Genomic DNA, 16,298 nt, shown 5'->3' on the forward strand with positions numbered 1-16,298 from the left:
CCTCGCAGCTTGCGGCCGGGTGAGCGGGTCTGCACCGGGATCGGCGAGGAGCGGCAAGGATCCGGACGAACTTCCGCGGTGCAATCGTCCTCGTCGTATCGACAACGGCCCGTAAGGCGATGCCGAGAGATCGGCCGCAGGTCGGTGTGTGGCGTTGCTCGCCCGCGCCTGGCCTCCCGGCCTGCTCGCCAATGCAACTTGACCCGAGCTCAGTCGAACAGGGCGCTGACCTCGCGAGCAACGATTTCGGGCAGGGCGGCCGACAGGCAATCGATCGTTCGCGGCCGCAGGGTATTGCCGATCCAGGTGATCTGTCGCTTGGCCAACTGGCGGGTGGCGCAGATGCCGCGGTCGCGCAGGTCGCGATGGGGTGCGAGACCGTGCTGCACTTCCCACACCTGTCGGTAGCCGACGCAGCGCATCGACGGCAGGGCGGCGTGCAGGGAGTATTTGTCGCGCAGGGTCTCGACTTCGCCTTCGAGTCCCGCCGCGAGCATCGCGTCGAAGCGTGCAGCGATCCGCTGGTGCAGCACGTTGCGGTCGCCCGGCAGCAGGCCGATCGAGACGAAGCGGTAGCGCGGTGCCGCCCGTACACCGTCAGCGAGCAGCGCCGAGAGCGGCCGGCCTGACAGGCGAAAGACTTCGAGCGCGCGCTGGATGCGTTGTGCGTCGGTACTGCGCAGGCGCGCTGCGGTCAGCGGGTCGAACCTTGCCAGTTCGGCGTGCATCGCCGGCCAGCCGCGGCTCGCCGCCTCGCGATCGAGCGCCGCCCGCATTGCCGGGTCGGCGCTCGGGAGGTCGACCAGGCCGTCGATCAACGCCTTGAAGTACAGCATGGTGCCCCCCACCAGCAACGGCACCTTGCCGCGCGCGCCGATCTCGGCCATCGTCGCCAGGGCATCGGTGCGGAAGCGGGCGGCGGAATACGCGTGCTCGGGGCTAATCAGGTTGATCAGGTGATGCGGGAACTCGGCCAGCGTCGCTGCGTCGGGTTTGGCGGTGCCGATGTCCATGTCGCAAAAGACCTGCGCCGAATCGACACTGACCAGTTCCACGGGAAAGCGGCGCGACAGGTCGATTGCCAGTGCCGTCTTGCCGCTTGCGGTCGGGCCCATGAGCAGGATAGCCGACGGCAGTCCCGCGGCGGCCGAAGCTTCGCTCATCGGCCGCGCAGGAAGTGGCGGTCGAGGTCGGCCATGCTCAGTTGCGTCCAGGTCGGACGGCCGTGGTTGCAGTGGCCGGAACGCTCGGTTTCCTCCATCTGTCGCAGCAGCGCGTTCATTTCGGGAAGCGAAAGCACGCGTCGAGCGCGCACCGCTCCCTGGCAGGCCAGGCTGGCGAGGAAGTCGTTGCGCTGCGTGGTCATCAGTTGCGAGAAACCGTGCTCGCGCAACTCGCGCAACAGCGAGCGGGCCAGTGCCGCCGGGTCGGCGGCCTGCAACAGTGCCGGAACGCTTCGCACGGCCAGCAGTTGCGGGCCGATCGGCGCCAGGTCAAAGCCAAGCCGCTGCAACTCCGCGGCGTGTTCCTCGGCAGTTGCCAGGTCGAGCGCTTCGCTGTGGAACACCGCCGGTATCAGCAGGGCCTGGGTTGCCATTTGCTGCTCGTCGAGCGCCCGCTTGAGCTTTTCGTAGAGGATGCGCTCGTGCGCCGCGTGCATGTCCACGATCACCAATCCATGGTCGTTCTGTGCCAGGATGTAGACGCCGTGCAATTGTGCCAGCGCATAGCCGAGCGGAGGGGCGGACCCTTCTGTGGCCGGCTGCGGTGAATCGGGGCTCTGCGCAGCGCGTGCGAACGCCAGATACGATTCGCTGCCGCCCGGTTCGCCGACGCGCAGCGAGCCCTGGTATGAAGCGTGCCTGCCGAAGTTTCCCGTTGCCTCGTCATCCGCCGTCGCCGATAGTCCGGACGCACTCGTTGGAGAATCAGGCCGTGCGGGCTCCGGCGGGGTTGCCAGCGGGGTCGACAGCAGGCGTTGCACGGCATGAAAGACGAACTGGTGCACGGCGCGCCCGTCGCGGAAGCGGACCTCGGTTTTCTGCGGGTGCACATTGACGTCGACCGTCGCCGGATCGACTTCGAGGAAAATGCAGTACGCCGGGTAACGGTTACCGTGCAACTGGTCCTGATAGGCTTCGCGCAGAGCGTGGCCGAGCAACTTGTCGCGCACGCAGCGGCCGTTCACATAGCAGTACTGGGCGTCGCCACGGGCTCGCGAGTATGCCGGCAGTGCGCAGTGGCCGGACAGGCGCAGCCCGCCGACGGCGACGTCGAGCGCACGCGACGCGGCCAGGAAATCGTCGCCAAGAATGGTCCCGACCCGCGTTCGCACGTCGCTCCGCGGCAGGTGCAAGCTGACCCGGCCGTTGTGCGAGAGGGTGAATGCGACTTCCGGATGCGCCAGCGCGATGCGTTTGACCGCCTCGGCACAATGGGCGAATTCGGTGTGGTCGGACTTGAGGAATTTTCGGCGCGCCGGTGTGTTGTAGTAGAGATCGCGCATTTCGACGACCGTTCCGACCGGCAGGGCAGCCGGCTCGGGAGTCGCTCCACTATCGGCGCCGAGACGCCAGGCGTGCGGAGCCGGCACGTTGCCGGTCCGCTGCCGGCTGCTCAGGGTGACGCGGGCGACGGCAGCCACCGAAGCCAGCGCTTCGCCGCGGAAGCCGAGCGTGCCGACGTGTTCGAGATCGTCGAGCGAAGCGATCTTGGAAGTGGCGTGCCGGGTCAGGGCCAGCGCCAGCTCGTCGCGTGCGATGCCGTTGCCGTCGTCGGTGACGCGGATCAGCTTGACACCACCTTCCTCGAGCTGGATGCGGATCGTCGAGCTGTCGGCATCGAGGGCATTCTCCAACAGCTCCTTGAGCACCGATGCCGGTCGATCGACGACTTCGCCGGCAGCGATCTGGCTGACCAGCAGATCGGGCAGCAGGCGAATACTCTTGGATTCGAGCATGTGCCGATTATACCGGTCTGCCTTCCGGTAGAATCGCCCCTCCTGAATGCATCTCTTAGACGATGGACTATCTGACCAGCTTTATCGACGTCATCCTGCACCTCGACAAGCACCTGGCGATTCTGGTGCAGCAATATGGGCAGTGGATTTACGCGATTCTCTTCGCGATCATTTTCAGCGAAACCGGTTTCGTGGTTACTCCGTTTCTGCCCGGCGATTCGTTGCTGTTCGTGGCGGGCGCGCTGGCCGCGTTGGGCGGCATGGATATCGGCGTCCTCCTGCTCGTGCTGAGCGCCGCCGCGGTGCTCGGCAACATGCTCAATTACCAGATCGGGCGTTACCTCGGACCGAAGGTCTTCCATTGGGAGCAGTCCCGCTTTTTCAACCGGGCGGCATTGGAAAAAACGCACGCGTTCTACGAGAAGCACGGCGGGAAGACCCTCGTGATTTCGCGTTTCCTGCCCTTGTTCCGCACCTTCGCTCCGTTTGTCGCCGGGATCGGCGCAATGAGCTACGGCCGGTTCACTTTCTTCAACCTGATTGGTGGCGTTGCCTGGGCCGGTTCGCTGACGCTGGCCGGCTACTGGTTCGGCAACCTGCCGTGGATTCAACGGAATCTGACCGTGGTGATTCTGGCGATCATTGCCATTTCGCTGTTGCCGGCAGTTGTCGGCTGGCTCCAGCACCGCAAGGCTTAGGGCATGATCTCGCTGGTCATTCTGATCTCGGGCCGCGGCAGCAACCTCGCCGCGATCGTCGCCGAAGTCGAAGCCGGCCGATTGCCGGCGCGCATCGCCGGGGTGCTCGCCAACCGGCCCGAGGCGCCGGGATTGCGGACGGCCGCCGCACACGGCGTGCCGACCGACGTCGTCGATCATCGCCAGTTCGCCGGCCGTGAAGAGTTCGACGCTGCCCTGGCCAGCGCGATCGACCGCTTCTCGCCCGATTTGGTCGTGCTGGCCGGCTTCATGCGCATTCTCGGCAACACTTTCGTACGCCGATACGAGAACCGCCTGATCAACATCCACCCGTCGCTGCTGCCGGCATTTCCCGGCCTGCACACGCATCGCCGGGCGCTCGCCGAGGGGGTCCGGATTCACGGTTGCAGCGTGCATTTCGTGACGCCCGACCTCGATCACGGACCATTGATCGTGCAGGCCGCAGTGCCGGTGCTCGACGACGACGATGAGGCGACGCTGGCAGCACGAGTGCTGACGCAGGAGCACCGGATCTATCCGCTGGCGGTGCGCTGGTTCGCCGAAGGCCGCCTGAAAGTGTGCGACGGCCGCGTCTTGCTCGCTGCCCCACAGGCAGGAGACGCCGCGCTGATCGCCCCGGCGACAGGGTAGGTCGCAAGGCGATGCCGGTCGTCCTGATCATCGCTTTTGCCGCGTCGCTCGGCATGCACGCGCTGGTGCTTTTTGCGCCCGAGGTCGACTTGTCGCTTGGCAGCGAGCCGCCGGCGCTGGTCGCCGAGCTGAAGGCACCGCCGCCAGAGGCACCCCAGCCGGTGGCGCGTTCAGATGCGAAGCAGGGCGCAGCCGTGACGAGGCGGAAAGCGAGGCGCAGGCCGGTGGCACCGGCAGCGCCGCAACCTGTGTTGAGCGCGCCTCCTTCGGCGACAGGCGAACCGATTCCCGCCACCGCCGCTTGGCAGGCGGAGCAGCCGGCGGCGGGGGAAGACGGTGCAGCACCGACGGTGGCTCCGCAGGCGACGGCCGCGCAACTGCCGGCGCGTGGCATGGTGCGTTACCGCGTCGATCGGGGCGATCAGGGATTCGAGATCGGCTTCTCGCTCCACACGTGGGAAGCCGTCGATGGCGCCTACCGGATCACCGCGGTGACCGAAACGAGCGGGCTGATCGGAATCTTTCGCCCGCTGCGCTACGAGGTCGAGAGTCGCGGTCGGCTGACGGCCGGCGGCTTGCTTCCGGAGCTGGTGGTGACCCGCCAGAAAGGGCGCGAGAGCGAGGAACGAGCCGAGTTCGACTGGGACAGAATGGAGCTGCGCGTCAGTGGGCGACCGGCTGAAGTTCTGCGGCCGGGGTCGCAGGACCTGCTATCCTTTCCCTATCAGCTGGGCTTGCTCGCAGACCCGGGCTCCCTGGGCAGCCTGCCGATCCTCACTGGCAAGAGATACGCCGACTATCCGGTCGAAGTCATCGGGGACGAGGAAATCAGCGTACCCGCCGGGACTTTCCATTGTTTGCACCTGCGCGTTCCTGGCGTCGCGACGACCGAGCTGTGGCTGGCCCACGAGCGTGCGCTGCTGCCGGTGAAAATCCAGCATCTCGACCGCAAGGGTGATCTCTACGTGCAGGTTGCCACGGTCATCGAGTTCAGCGAGGAAGCACCATGACGACGACGACGGTGCGCGCGTGCTTTACCACGGCCTTGTTCCGCCATGCCGAGGTGTTGCTGTCCGAGCTGCTGCGCACGATTCTGCCAGCCGATGCCGTCGTTTCCCGATATTTCCGCGAGCATCGCGAACTCGGCCACAGCGAACGCGGTCTCGTCGCCGAGACCGTGTTCGCCGTGCTGCGCCGCAAACGCTCGCTGGCGGCGCGCTGCGCCGGCGAAGTGAGTTCGCGGCGTTTGCTGCTCGCTGCGCTGGGCTGCCTGCAGGGGATGAGCCGGCGCCAGCTGGCGCCACTGCTCAGCGAGTCCGAAAGCCGGTGGCTGGCACACGCCAAGGCCATGCGAAGCGAAGAGTTGTCGCCGGCAGTGCGCCTGGATCTGCCCGACTGGCTGTACGCCGAGTTCATGGCGCAGTATGCGGCGGACGAGATCGAAATGCTGGTCGCCGCGCTCAATCAGCCGGCGCCGCTCGATCTGCGTGTCAATCCACTGCGTCGTGAGCGGCAGGACGTGCTCGGGCAGCTGCTCGCCGACGGGCTGGCGGGCGTGCCGTGCCCCTATTCGCCGCTGGGCATTCGTCTGCTTGGCAAGCCGGCGCTGGCGCAACATCCGCTGTTCGTCGATGGCAGCGTCGAAGTGCAGGACGAGGGCAGCCAGATTCTCGGCTTCCTGCTGCAGCCGAAGCGCGGCGAGATGGTCGCCGATTTCTGTGCCGGCGCAGGTGGCAAGACGCTGTTGCTCGGAGCGCTGATGCGCTCGCAGGGGCGCCTCTACGCCTTTGATGTCGCCGAGCGCCGATTGGCGCGGCTCAAGCCACGATTGGCGCGTTCCGGCCTGTCGAACGTGCATCCCGTGCGCATCGAATCCGAGCGGGATGTGAAGATTCGGCGCCTCGCCGGCAAGCTCGATCGGGTCCTGGTCGACGCGCCCTGCTCGGGCCTCGGCACCCTGCGGCGCAATCCGGACCTGAAATGGCGGCAGACGCCGGCGAGCGTCAGCGAGCTTTGCGCCAAACAGGCGGCGATTCTTGCCGCGGCTGCAAGCCTGCTGAAGCCAGGCGGTCGCCTGGTCTACGCCACCTGCAGCCTGCTCGAAACCGAGAACGAGACGGTCGTCGAGTCCTTTCTGGCGCAGCACCCGGAGTTCGTCTCCTGCTCGGCGCAGGAAATACTGGCCAGACAGGGGATCGTGATCGATACCGGCGAGCGCTTGCGGTTGCTGCCGCATCGCCACGCAACCGACGCCTTCTATGCGGCGGTGATGGAGCGGAAATGAACGAGACCGTCCTCTTTTCCTTGCTGATCGACCTTTGGCGCGATTTCCACGAACCGGCGTTCCTCTGGCAGATCCTGGCTCTGGCACTGAGCCTGCTGTTGGCCTGGGCGCTGTCGCGCTACTGGCGCAAGCAGGACTTCGCGCGCGCCAGTTCCGACTACGGCCGGCTGCGACTCTTCGGTACCGGCAGCCTGAAGCGCGTCGCCTTTCCGCTGCTCGCGCTGCTTCTGGTGCTGATCGTGCGCAAGCTGTTCCGCGTTGCGCACTTCGGTCCGGTCAGCCTGTTCGATCTGGCCGTTCCCTTGCTGCTTTCCATGGCGCTGGTGCGGGCGGCGATCTACGTTCTGCGCCATGCGCTCGCTCCGGGTAGCTGGTTGGCTACTTCCGAGCGGCTGATCGCCACCAGCATCTGGCTCTGTCTTGCGCTCTACCTTACCGGGCTTGCCGATCCGATCATCGACATGCTCGAACAGGTGAGTTTTCATCTGGGCAAGCAGAAGCTCGACCTGTGGACGCTGCTCAACGGTCTGGTGATCGTCGTTACCACGGTGCTCGTGGCGCTCTGGCTCGCCGGTGTCGTCGAGCGGCGTTTGCTGGCCAGTGAGAACCTCGACTCGAACATCCGCGTCGTGCTCGGGCGCTTGGTCAAGGCGGTGCTGTCGGTGGTTGCTCTGTTGCTGAGCCTGTCGATCGTCGGCATCGACATCACTGCGTTGTCGGTATTCAGTGGTGCGCTGGCCGTTGGCCTCGGTCTCGGACTGCAGAAAATCGCCAGCAATTATGTCAGCGGCTTCATCATCCTGCTCGATCGTTCGATCGGTATCGGCAATCTGGTCGGGATCGATGCGACGACCTCGGGTGTGGTCACCCAGATCACCGCCCGCTATACGGTGTTGCGCACGCTCGCCGGAACCGAAGTGATCATCCCCAACGAGTACCTGGTGTCGAACATCGTGCGCAACGAGTCATTTTCCGATCCGCGGCTGCGCGTCGCAGTCGCCGTGCAGGTGGCTTACGGGACCGACCTCGAGCTGGCGATGCGGCTGATGACTGACGCTGCTCTGGCGCAGCCGAGAGTGCTTGCCGACCCGGCGCCACAAGCATTGCTGACGCTGTTCGCCGACAGCGGAATCAATCTGGAGCTTGGTTTCTGGATTGCCGACCCAGAAGAGGGAACGGCGGCAGTTCGCTCGGCGATCAACCTGGCGATCTGGCGCGCCTTTCGCGAGCACGCCATCGAGATTCCGTTCCCGCAGCGCGAGGTTCGCCTGATCAGCGCTTCACCGCCGGCGGCCTGACTCCTTCTGCCGCATCGCGGCAGGCGCCGTGCCTGTAAAAAAAACCCGCGCCGGAGGATGCGCGGGAGAGAAAGCCCATCGTTGCGACGGGCGGAGGGTCGAGGCAAAGTCAGGCGCGCGGCGTTCGGTCATTCTTTCCGCTCAGCCAGCGGCGTGCGCCGTACCACACCAGGGCGCCACCGGCAGCGATCAGCGACGCCCTGAGAAGTTCGAGTTCGCCGGCGGTAAGCACGTTCCACGCGACGATTCCGATGAAGATGCCGACGCCTTCAGCCACTGGGAAGGGCAGCGGGTCTCGCGGCACGGCACTCACGTACCGGCGCTGTCGCGATTCTCGGTATCGCCGCAGCGATCCGCGGACTGAGTGTCGGGAAGATGCGTTTGATCGACGGTGCTCAGATTGCACGCAAACAGGTGTTGGCGCGCGGTGGCGAGGAAGCGCTCGCAGCTCGTGGTGAAGTCGGTCATCGTGTCTCCTCCTTTTCGTGTTTTCTATCGAGGAGGCGATGATAGGCGCCGGGTGGAAGATCCGTCTGCAGCGATTGCGTCAGCTTTCCGTGACGTTCTGTGACAGCGGCCAACTGAGCGTGAAGCGGGCACCGCCGAGCGGCGACGCCGCCGCGCTCGCACTGCCGCCATGCTGTTCCAGCACCAGTCGCGCGATCGCCAGTCCCAATCCATAGCCGCCGGTCGCGCGATCGCGAGACCGGTCGAGACGGGTAAAAGCCGAGAAGACACGTTCGCGCTCATCCGGGGGGATGCCGATGCCGTCATCGTCGACATGTACCTGTATCTGTTCGTCGAGTACTTCGGCGCTGACCCGGACACGCGTCCTCGCGTAACGGATCGCGTTGCGCAACAGGTTGGTGATCGCGTAGGGCATGCTCTTGCGATCGAGTTCGACCTGCAGCCGCGCTGGCAAGGCGGTGGTATCGAGCTGCAATTCCAGCCTCCGCGCCAGAAGCCGGCTGCTGTCCACCTGCTCTGCCAGCCAGGGGGCGATGTCGACGGCGCATAATTGAGGTTCCGGCTGTTCGCGCTCGAAGCGCGCGTAGGTGAGGCTGGAGTCGATCAGGCCATCGAGTTCGTCGAGGTCGGAGTTCATGGATTCCCACAGGCGCTCGCGTTCGCCGCGGTCGTCGGTTTCCGTGAGCATTTCGAGAGCGAAACGCAAGCGCGCAATCGGTGTGCGCAATTCGTGCGAAATGGCACTCGACAGTTCCTTCTGTGTCGCGATCAGTCGCTGGATGCGTTCGGCCATGCCGTTGAGCGTTTCGGCCAGGGGACCGAAGGCGCTGCTGCGCATGCTTGGTGCGCGTGCCTCGAAAAGTCCTTCGCCGAGCGCGCGTGCGGTCTGCCGCATCGCTTCGAGATCGCGCCAGACCGGGTGCACCCACAACCAGACGACGATCGCCAGACAGACACCGATCAGACTCCAGGTCAGCAGACTGATGCGCAGGTCGAGCGGAATCCCGCGCGGATACTCGGGGTTGTGTTCTGGCGAGATTGGGCCGACGACCAGGATCTGCGGTGTCTGTTTGAGGCGGTGGTAGATGATGTCGCCCTGCGCGTCGATCGCCAGTTCGCCGTCATCGAGCTTTTCCGCCTGCTTCGCGGGCAGGTGCAAGGTCCAGCGGTCGACGATTTCCAGCTTGTAGGCGAACTTGCGATCGAGTGCCTCGATCGTTTTCGGCCACTCCGAGCGCGGTCGGCGGAACAATTCGTCCTCGATGAGAAGCACCGTGCCGCGCATGAAGCGGCTGGTATAGTCGTCGGTGATCCCCTTGACGGCAGCCGAAATGACGAAATCGGCAAAGACCGCGATGGCCACGAATGATCCCATGACCAGCAGGTAGAAATTGAAAAACAGTCGGGAGAGGCTGTACCGTCCCCGCCATGGTGCGGGCTTGTAGGTCCCCAGGATCGCGAGCAGCTTGCTGCTATTGCCAGTCATGCTTGCTGAAGAGGTAGCCCTTGCCGCGCACGGTCTTGATCCTCGTGGGGTTTTCCGGGTCGTCGCCAAGCTTGCGGCGTAGCCGCGAGATGCGCGCATCGATCGAGCGGTCGAGGCCGTCAAAGCCGATGCCGCGCAGTTCCTGCAGCAGATCGTCGCGCGACAGAATGCTGCCGGCGTGTCGGGCAAGCAGCCAGAGCAGGTCGAACTCGGCTGTCGTCAGGTCGATGGCATCGCTGCCGAGCGAGGTGCTGCGCGTCGTCTGGCTGATGCGAAACCGGCCAAACGCCAGTTCGGAGGGCTCGCTCTGTTCCGCGTGGTCACCGGCGGCAGTGTTCGCCGGCGCTGGCGAGCGGCGCAGCAAGGCCTTGATGCGTGCCAGCAGCAGGCGCGGCGGCACCGGCTTGGCGATGTAATCGTCGGCGCCGAGCTCGAGACCCAGAATCTGGTCGAAGTCCTCGTCGCGGGCGGTCAGCATCAGGATGACACCGCCGTAGTGAGGGCGAACGGCACGGCAGACCTCGAAGCCGTCCTTGCCCGGCAGCATCACATCGAGAATGACCAGATCGGGTCGTTCGGCGAGGATGCGTTCCTCGGCGGTGTTGCCGCGTGGCTCGATGAGAACCTCGAAATCGTTCTTGCGCAGGTACTCGGCGGTCAGTTCGGCGAGGCGTTCATCGTCCTCGACCAGCAGGATACGTGTCTTCATTCCGCAATGATAGCGGGTTGTGGCGGCGCGAGGTACGTTCGCCGGCGATGAGCAGCAGGGCGGCTTCCCGGGAGATTGCGAAAAGCTGCTTTGGGGGCAGCACGTATTGTCTTAGAATCGCTCGCGTGCTTTTTTGGGGGAGGGTCTATGTACGCTGGACTGGTCGATTGGCCTTGGTGGACCTACGTGTTGGTAACCTTGGGATTGACGCAAGTGACGATCGCCTCGGTGACGATCTTTCTGCACCGGCACCAGGCGCATCGGGCGCTTGATCTGCATCCGCTGGCGGCGCATTTCTTCCGCCTGTGGCTTTGGCTGACCACGGGCATGGTGACCAGGGAGTGGGCGGCGATTCATCGCAAGCATCACGCCAAGTGCGAGACTGCGGAAGATCCGCACAGTCCGCAGGTCGTCGGCATTCACCGGGTCCTGTGGACGGGGGTGTTCCTTTACGTCAAGGAGGCCAGGAACAAAGACACCATGTTGCGCTACGGTCACGGGACACCGAACGACTGGATCGAGAGGCACCTCTACTCGCCCTGGCACAAGCTTGGGGTGGCGATCCTGCTGGCGGTCGACGTAGCGATTTTCGGCGTGGTGGCGGGTTCGCTGATGTGGGCGGTGCAGGTGGCCTGGATACCTTTCTGGGCGGCGGGAGTGATCAACGGCCTCGGCCACTACTGGGGCTACCGCAATTTCAGTTCGCCGGATGCCAGTACGAACATCTTCCCCTGGGGCATATTCATCGGCGGTGAGGAGTTGCACAACAATCATCACACGTTTCCCACGTCCGCCAAGCTGTCGATCCGTTGGTTCGAATTCGACCTCGGCTGGCTCTACATCCGATTGCTCGCTGCGCTCGGTCTGGCGCAGGTAAAAAAGGTTGCACCGCGGCCACGCCTCGGCACGCTGCGGCCGGTCGTCGATCTCGATACGCTGCAGGCGGTGATTGTCAACCGCTATGACGTATTGTCACAGTACGCGCGCTCGCTGAAGCAGGTCTATCGCGAGGAACTCGCCACGCTGCAGGATGGCAGCCGTTTCAAGGGGCTGAAGCGCTGGCTGGCGGCCGATGCCGGCGCGGTACCGCAGGAACAGCGCGGGCGGCTCGAGTTGCTGCTCGGGGAAAGCCGTGCGCTGCAGACCGCCTACGCCATGCGCCAGGAACTGGTTTCGGTCTGGGCGCGCTCGAATGCTTCCCGCGAGCACCTCCTGAAGGCGCTGCAGGACTGGTGTGAGCGCGCCGAGAATTCGGGGGTCCGTCAGCTACAGGACCTCTCGTTGCGCCTGCGCAGCTACGTGCCGGGTTGATCGGGCGGGCCGCCATGCATCTGCGTGCCTGTTTCGGCCTGCTGGCGCTGGCTGCGGCCGGTCTGACGCTGGCCGGCTGGTGGCTCGGAGAGTCGCTGCGGCTGCAGCCGTGTCCCTTGTGCATCTTTCAGCGACTGCTCTATCTGGTGATCGCCGCCATCGCTCTGGCCGGTGCCCTCGCGCCCGTCTGGCGGCGCCTGTGGGGTGGGATATTGGCCCTGGGCGCCGGCGGCGGTTTGACCACCGCGGTTTACCAGAGCTGGTTGCAGTTCTTTCCGGAAGCGAGCCTGGAGTGCGGCTTCGGCGAGCCGACGCTGATCGAACGCATCGTCGACTGGTTCGGCGTCCGCTGGCCATCGATGTTCCTGGCCACCGGTTTCTGTTCAAGCAAGGAGTGGGTTTTCCTCGGCCTGTCGATGGCCAACTGGTCGGCCCTTCTTTTCCTGGCTTTTCTGTTGGCGGGGCTGTGGCTGGCGCTGCGCTCCTCTGCCAGCGCTCCGGGCTAGCACCTTCCGCGGGCACAACGGCACGCAGCGCGGCAAGCAAATCGTCGATTTCAGGAATGTCCGGTGCTGCCGAAGCCGCCGTCGCCGCGTGCAGTTTCGGCGAATTCCTCGACCACGTTGAAAGCGATCTGCAGCACCGGTACGACCACCAGTTGCGCCAGACGGTCGAGTGGTTGCAGCGTGAAGGCTTCCCTGCCACGGTTCCAGGTCGAGACCATGATTTCACCCTGATAGTCGGAGTCGATCAGCCCTACCAGGTTGCCGAGAACGATTCCGTGTCGGTGACCGAGGCCGGATCGTGGCAGGATCATTGCCGCCAGTTGCGGGTCTGCGAGATGGATTGCTACGCCGGTCGGGATCAGCAGCGTTTCGCCAGGCTGAATGGTTACCGGTTCGGCAATGCACGCGCGCAGATCGAGACCGGCTGATCCGGCGGTGGCATAGTGGGGCGGCTGGTCGCGCAGGCGCGGGTCGAGCAGCTTGACGTCTACCTTGCGTTCGCCGCGGGTCATCCGCGCTTCCCGAGCTGGGCGGCGATGCGCGCCACGAGTTGTCGCGCAAGCTGCAGTTTGGGCGCCGGCGCCAGCGGGTGCTCGCCGTCGTCGTCGAACAGGATCAGCGTGTTGTTGTCGCCGCCAAAGCCGTCGTGGATCAGGTTGCCGGCAATCAGTGGAATCTTCTTGCTGCGCCGCTTGCTTTCTGCGTAGTCGCGCAAGTTCTCGCTCTCGGCAGCGAAGCCGACGCAAAGCGGCGCCTCCGGCAGCGCGGCGATTTCGGCCAGAATGTCCGGGTTTTGCGTGAGTTCGATCGTCGGTGGCGCGGAGCGGGCACCCTTCTTGATCTTCTCGCGGCTGACCTGAGCGGGCCGGTAATCGGCGACCGCGGCGACGGCAATGAAAACGTCGCTGGCGGCGACCTCGCGGTGCACCGCCGCGTGCATCTGCAGCGCGCTGCACACGTCGATACGGCGGACTCCGGGCGGGCAGGGCAGGCTCACCGGACCGGAGATCAGAGTCACCTGTGCGCCCGCTTCATACGCGGCGCGGGCAACCGCGTAGCCCATCTTTCCAGTGGACAGATTGGTGATGCCGCGCACCGGGTCGATCGCTTCGAAAGTCGGGCCGGCGGTCAGCAGTACGCGTCTGCCCGTCAGCACCTTGGCTTGAAAGTGGGCGACTAAGTCGGCCACGATCTCCTCGGCTTCGAGCATCCGCCCGAGCCCCGTCTCGCCGCAGGCCTGATCGCCACAGGTGGGCCCAAGTACTTCGATGCCGTCGCCGCGCAGCGTGGCGATGTTGCGGCAGGTCGCCGGGTTTTCCCACATCTGGCGATTCATTGCTGGCGCCACCAGCAGCCGGCAGTCGCGCGCCAGCACCAGCGTGCTCAGCAGGTCGTCGGCCAGACCATGCGCCAGCTTGGCAAGAAAGTCGGCCGAGGCGGGCGCGACGAGCAGAGCGTCGGCCTCGCGTGAAAGATCGATGTGCGCCATGTTGTTGGCGACGCGCGGGTCCCACTGGTCGCTGAACACCTGCTTTCCGGAAAGCGCCTGGAAAGTGACCGGGGTAACGAAGCGCGTCGCGGCTTCGCTCATCACCACCTGCACGGAGGCTCCCTCCCTGACCAGCAGGCGGACCAGTTCGGCCGCCTTGTACGCCGCAATGCCGCCGGTGACCCCGAGGACGATGCGTTTTCCCGACAATTCCATGCACTGGGCCTCTTCGGCGGTGAGAATGTGTGGCGCGACATTCTACTGGAGATTGCCAGACGACATCATGGATCGGTGCCTGCGTAACCTGCACCTCGCCGCTCGGCTTCGGTAGAATGCTCCGGCACTTTCTGATCAGGGTCCGCAAATGGCGATCAACGACTGGCCGGAGGACGAACGACCACGCGAGCGCCTGCTCGCCCACGGTGCGGCGTGTCTGTCGGACGCCGAGTTGCTGGCGATCTTCCTGCGCGTCGGCAGCCGCGGAAAGAGCGCCGTTGATCTCGGACGCGACCTGATCGGTCGCTTTGGCGGACTGAACCGGTTGTTCGCCGCAGGGCTGGCCGAGTTCGCGGAGGTTCCCGGCATGGGACCGGCCAAATATGCGCAGTTGCAGGCGGTCCTGGAGATGGCCCGGCGAGCGCTCGGCGAGGAAATGCGGCAAGGTATCGCCTTCACTTCGCCGCAAGCGGTGCGAGATTACCTGCGCCTGCATCTCGCCGGTCTGCAGCACGAAGTGTTCTTCGCGCTGTGGCTGGATGCGCAGAATCGTTTGATCGTTGCCGAGGAGCTGTTTCGCGGTACCTTGACGCAGACCAGCGTCTATCCGCGAGAGGTGGTCAAGAAGGCGCTGCGGCACAACGCGGCCGCCGTCGTGCTGGCGCACAATCACCCGTCGGGTGTGGCCGAACCTTCCCGCGCCGACGAACTGCTGACCAGCGAACTGAAGCAAGTGCTGGCACTGGTCGAGGTGCGCGTACTCGATCACTTCATCGTCGCCGCGCAATCGCCGCCGCTGTCGTTTGCCGAACGGGGATTGCTGTAGCCGCTTCCGAACACGGCTGCCGAGGCCCGCCGGCGAAGGGCTGCTGGGCGTGCGCCCATGCCATTCCTTGGTCTCAGGAGAGCATTGCCGGAACGAACCAGTGGATGAAGCCATAGCTGCTGGTCATGCACTCGATCCCCGCTGCAGCGAAGAGGCATCTTTGATTGGTGCGACTTGGCGAGAACACTCCGGCCAACGCAAACAGTCCGGCCAGCAGCGGCGCCAAGAACACTCTGGGAACGGCCGCCGTAGACCATATGCCGTACTCCACGTGTGACCCCGCTATGTCTACCGCAGCGAGCAGACCCGTGACGGATACGCCCAGGCCAACCCATGCGAACACCGGCCACGGCGCAGCCAACGCTCGCAAGAAATAGAGCAATAGCCCCGTCGGAACGATTGACCCGGCGGCGAACACCAGGATGAAGCACAGAGCGTCGGCGAAGGCGTACATGCCGGATGAAGCATCTCGATCGGGCCCGCTGGTCATGCTCGCATAGGCGACCAATGCCAACACCGCCACGGCAAGAGCGCCGACATAGCCGCCAAGAACGAAACCCAATCGCGCAAAGCCCGAGAGCCGATCCAAACGCGTCTGCACTGCCGCAAATCGCATCCGCGCCGCCTACAGCCTGAATTCAACAGCCCGCGCGGCCTTATCGCGCCGATTCGGGTGGACCGCAGGGTATGCATACAGCATGGGCGCGATGTGATGGGGCGGAAGTCCCCTGTGGGAGTGCTGGCAAGGATTCATGATCAAGCCATGATAAACATTAACCGAAGGCAAGGGCAGGCCGAGAGGAGTTGTCTGAAGGATTCAACATGTCACGATGATTCGCGCAATGGAGACATGTCGTGCGGCGGAATTGCATAGTACGGCACATGACTTGCACAGCCCGCCAATCTGCTCCCCCACAGCCGTGGCAAGCGGCCGGCCCCTCCGCCTCTCGACAAGGATCACTTCGTTGCCGACTGCAGGTGCAGCGCGGTGAACTTGCCAACAATGCGGCGCGACTCTGTGTTGCGATGACTCCCCGAAACGCTGCGCCACCCGGCATGCGCACGCCAGCGGCCATCCCGTGATCGCCTCGGCCGAGCCGGGGGAGTGCTGGCTGTGCTGCTATCCCGATGATGCAATTGTCGAGTACCGACTTTCCTGGTAGGTCTCCGAGCGCTGTTGAATGGATGAACTTCGGCCCGATATAACAAAACTGGAGGCAAATCCATGGGCAACCGACCGAATTTTGTACTTCCCCGCCTGGTATGGGACGACTCGGTTGCGCCCGAGTTGCCCTCTCCAGAACCGTCCCCTGCCATCGACGATGAGGCGCTCGACGCCTATAAGACATCCTGCAGGACGTTTTCCGCCTCTCCCGGATCGGGCACGCGCTGACGAT

17 protein-coding genes and 1 pseudogene are annotated in these 16,298 nt (G+C 64.8%); 9 read left to right on the forward strand and 9 right to left on the reverse strand.

The window, feature by feature from the left end:
• Window positions 1-209: 209 nt before the first annotated feature.
• Entirely contained in the window at window positions 210-1,163 is a 954-nt protein-coding gene (gene miaA, locus NFV80_RS04945; protein ID WP_295326792.1) for a tRNA (adenosine(37)-N6)-dimethylallyltransferase MiaA, read from the reverse strand.
• Entirely contained in the window at window positions 1,160-2,959 is a 1,800-nt protein-coding gene (gene mutL / locus NFV80_RS04950; RefSeq protein ID WP_296758016.1) for a DNA mismatch repair endonuclease MutL, read from the reverse strand. The genes miaA and mutL overlap by 4 nt, the downstream gene beginning before the upstream one ends.
• A gap of 62 nt (window positions 2,960-3,021) precedes the next feature.
• On the opposite strand from mutL, the gene NFV80_RS04955 reads away from it, so the two are divergent.
• Genes NFV80_RS04955 through NFV80_RS04975 form a run of 5 tightly spaced genes read left to right on the forward strand, consistent with a single transcriptional unit; the run spans window position 3,022 to window position 7,890 of the window.
• Window positions 3,022-3,657 (forward strand): DedA family protein, encoded by a 636-nt coding sequence (locus NFV80_RS04955; protein ID WP_295326796.1) that lies wholly within the window; start codon window positions 3,022-3,024, stop codon window positions 3,655-3,657.
• Between the two features lie 3 nt (window positions 3,658-3,660).
• Window positions 3,661-4,308: a phosphoribosylglycinamide formyltransferase gene (gene purN, locus NFV80_RS04960; RefSeq protein WP_295326798.1), complete on the forward strand. Its 648-nt coding sequence runs from the start codon at window positions 3,661-3,663 to the stop codon at window positions 4,306-4,308.
• A gap of 11 nt (window positions 4,309-4,319) precedes the next feature.
• Entirely contained in the window at window positions 4,320-5,318 is a 999-nt protein-coding gene (locus NFV80_RS04965) for a DUF3108 domain-containing protein (protein ID WP_295326800.1), read from the forward strand.
• Window positions 5,315-6,592, forward strand: a complete 1,278-nt coding sequence (locus tag NFV80_RS04970; protein WP_295326802.1) for an RsmB/NOP family class I SAM-dependent RNA methyltransferase — start codon at window positions 5,315-5,317, stop codon at window positions 6,590-6,592. Before NFV80_RS04965 ends, NFV80_RS04970 begins: the two co-directional genes overlap by 4 nt.
• Entirely contained in the window at window positions 6,589-7,890 is a 1,302-nt protein-coding gene (locus NFV80_RS04975; protein WP_295326804.1) for a mechanosensitive ion channel domain-containing protein, read from the forward strand. Before NFV80_RS04970 ends, NFV80_RS04975 begins: the two co-directional genes overlap by 4 nt.
• A 109-nt stretch (window positions 7,891-7,999) precedes the next feature.
• Here NFV80_RS04975 and NFV80_RS04980 read toward each other — a convergent pair whose 3' ends face one another.
• From NFV80_RS04980 to NFV80_RS04995, 4 genes are all read right to left on the reverse strand, one after another.
• Complete coding sequence (locus tag NFV80_RS04980; protein WP_295326806.1) at window positions 8,000-8,194, reverse strand: hypothetical protein; 195 nt, start codon at window positions 8,192-8,194, stop codon at window positions 8,000-8,002.
• Between the two features lie 5 nt (window positions 8,195-8,199).
• On the reverse strand, window positions 8,200-8,358 hold the full coding sequence (locus NFV80_RS04985; RefSeq protein ID WP_295326808.1) for a hypothetical protein: 159 nt from the start codon (window positions 8,356-8,358) through the stop codon (window positions 8,200-8,202).
• 79 nt (window positions 8,359-8,437) lie between these two features.
• Window positions 8,438-9,844 carry an ATP-binding protein gene (locus NFV80_RS04990; protein ID WP_295326810.1) on the reverse strand — a complete coding sequence of 469 codons (1,407 nt, stop codon included), beginning with the start codon at window positions 9,842-9,844 and terminating at the stop codon, window positions 8,438-8,440.
• Window positions 9,831-10,553, reverse strand: a complete 723-nt coding sequence (locus NFV80_RS04995; RefSeq protein WP_295326812.1) for a winged helix-turn-helix domain-containing protein — start codon at window positions 10,551-10,553, stop codon at window positions 9,831-9,833. The genes NFV80_RS04990 and NFV80_RS04995 overlap by 14 nt, the downstream gene beginning before the upstream one ends.
• Before the next feature lie 147 nt (window positions 10,554-10,700).
• Between NFV80_RS04995 and NFV80_RS05000 the strand changes: the two genes are divergently transcribed.
• Both NFV80_RS05000 and NFV80_RS05005 read left to right on the forward strand, forming a co-directional pair.
• Window positions 10,701-11,864: a fatty acid desaturase gene (locus NFV80_RS05000; RefSeq protein WP_295326814.1), complete on the forward strand. Its 1,164-nt coding sequence runs from the start codon at window positions 10,701-10,703 to the stop codon at window positions 11,862-11,864.
• A gap of 14 nt (window positions 11,865-11,878) precedes the next feature.
• Window positions 11,879-12,370, forward strand: a complete 492-nt coding sequence (locus tag NFV80_RS05005; protein WP_295326815.1) for a disulfide bond formation protein B — start codon at window positions 11,879-11,881, stop codon at window positions 12,368-12,370.
• Window positions 12,371-12,420: 50 nt separating this feature from the next.
• Here NFV80_RS05005 and dut read toward each other — a convergent pair whose 3' ends face one another.
• Together dut and coaBC are read right to left on the reverse strand one after the other, a co-directional pair.
• Window positions 12,421-12,882, reverse strand: coding sequence for a dUTP diphosphatase (dut, locus tag NFV80_RS05010; RefSeq protein WP_295326817.1), 462 nt, complete (start codon window positions 12,880-12,882; stop codon window positions 12,421-12,423).
• Complete coding sequence (coaBC, locus tag NFV80_RS05015) at window positions 12,879-14,075, reverse strand: bifunctional phosphopantothenoylcysteine decarboxylase/phosphopantothenate--cysteine ligase CoaBC (RefSeq protein ID WP_295326819.1); 1,197 nt, start codon at window positions 14,073-14,075, stop codon at window positions 12,879-12,881. Before coaBC ends, dut begins: the two co-directional genes overlap by 4 nt.
• Before the next feature lie 148 nt (window positions 14,076-14,223).
• Here coaBC and radC point away from each other — a divergent pair, with 148 nt between their 5' ends.
• Window positions 14,224-14,901 (forward strand): DNA repair protein RadC, encoded by a 678-nt coding sequence (gene radC / locus NFV80_RS05020; protein WP_295326820.1) that lies wholly within the window; start codon window positions 14,224-14,226, stop codon window positions 14,899-14,901.
• A gap of 73 nt (window positions 14,902-14,974) precedes the next feature.
• Here radC and NFV80_RS05025 read toward each other — a convergent pair whose 3' ends face one another.
• Entirely contained in the window at window positions 14,975-15,517 is a 543-nt protein-coding gene (locus NFV80_RS05025) for a hypothetical protein (protein ID WP_295326822.1), read from the reverse strand.
• A gap of 391 nt (window positions 15,518-15,908) precedes the next feature.
• Here NFV80_RS05025 and NFV80_RS05030 point away from each other — a divergent pair.
• Window positions 15,909-16,064 (forward strand): annotated as a pseudogene (locus NFV80_RS05030) (UBP-type zinc finger domain-containing protein); the annotation flags it as partial.
• Window positions 16,065-16,298 lie beyond the last annotated feature (234 nt).

It is taken from the genome of Accumulibacter sp., from assembly GCF_023806565.1.
Lineage (GTDB): Bacteria > Pseudomonadota > Gammaproteobacteria > Burkholderiales > Rhodocyclaceae > Accumulibacter.

Coding starts and splice junctions, on each gene's coding strand:
- miaA (WP_295326792.1), bottom strand. CDS start 1,163: ATGAGCGAAGCTTCGGCCGCCGCGGGACTGCCGTCGGCTATCCTGCTC.
- mutL (WP_296758016.1), bottom strand. CDS start 2,959: ATGCTCGAATCCAAGAGTATTCGCCTGCTGCCCGATCTGCTGGTCAGC.
- NFV80_RS04955 (WP_295326796.1), top strand. CDS start 3,022: ATGGACTATCTGACCAGCTTTATCGACGTCATCCTGCACCTCGACAAG.
- purN (WP_295326798.1), top strand. CDS start 3,661: ATGATCTCGCTGGTCATTCTGATCTCGGGCCGCGGCAGCAACCTCGCC.
- NFV80_RS04965 (WP_295326800.1), top strand. CDS start 4,320: ATGCCGGTCGTCCTGATCATCGCTTTTGCCGCGTCGCTCGGCATGCAC.
- NFV80_RS04970 (WP_295326802.1), top strand. CDS start 5,315: ATGACGACGACGACGGTGCGCGCGTGCTTTACCACGGCCTTGTTCCGC.
- NFV80_RS04975 (WP_295326804.1), top strand. CDS start 6,589: ATGAACGAGACCGTCCTCTTTTCCTTGCTGATCGACCTTTGGCGCGAT.
- NFV80_RS04985 (WP_295326808.1), bottom strand. CDS start 8,358: ATGACCGACTTCACCACGAGCTGCGAGCGCTTCCTCGCCACCGCGCGC.
- NFV80_RS04990 (WP_295326810.1), bottom strand. CDS start 9,844: ATGACTGGCAATAGCAGCAAGCTGCTCGCGATCCTGGGGACCTACAAG.
- NFV80_RS04995 (WP_295326812.1), bottom strand. CDS start 10,553: ATGAAGACACGTATCCTGCTGGTCGAGGACGATGAACGCCTCGCCGAA.
- NFV80_RS05000 (WP_295326814.1), top strand. CDS start 10,701: ATGTACGCTGGACTGGTCGATTGGCCTTGGTGGACCTACGTGTTGGTA.
- NFV80_RS05005 (WP_295326815.1), top strand. CDS start 11,879: ATGCATCTGCGTGCCTGTTTCGGCCTGCTGGCGCTGGCTGCGGCCGGT.
- dut (WP_295326817.1), bottom strand. CDS start 12,882: ATGACCCGCGGCGAACGCAAGGTAGACGTCAAGCTGCTCGACCCGCGC.
- coaBC (WP_295326819.1), bottom strand. CDS start 14,075: ATGGAATTGTCGGGAAAACGCATCGTCCTCGGGGTCACCGGCGGCATT.
- radC (WP_295326820.1), top strand. CDS start 14,224: ATGGCGATCAACGACTGGCCGGAGGACGAACGACCACGCGAGCGCCTG.
- NFV80_RS05025 (WP_295326822.1), bottom strand. CDS start 15,517: ATGCGATTTGCGGCAGTGCAGACGCGTTTGGATCGGCTCTCGGGCTTT.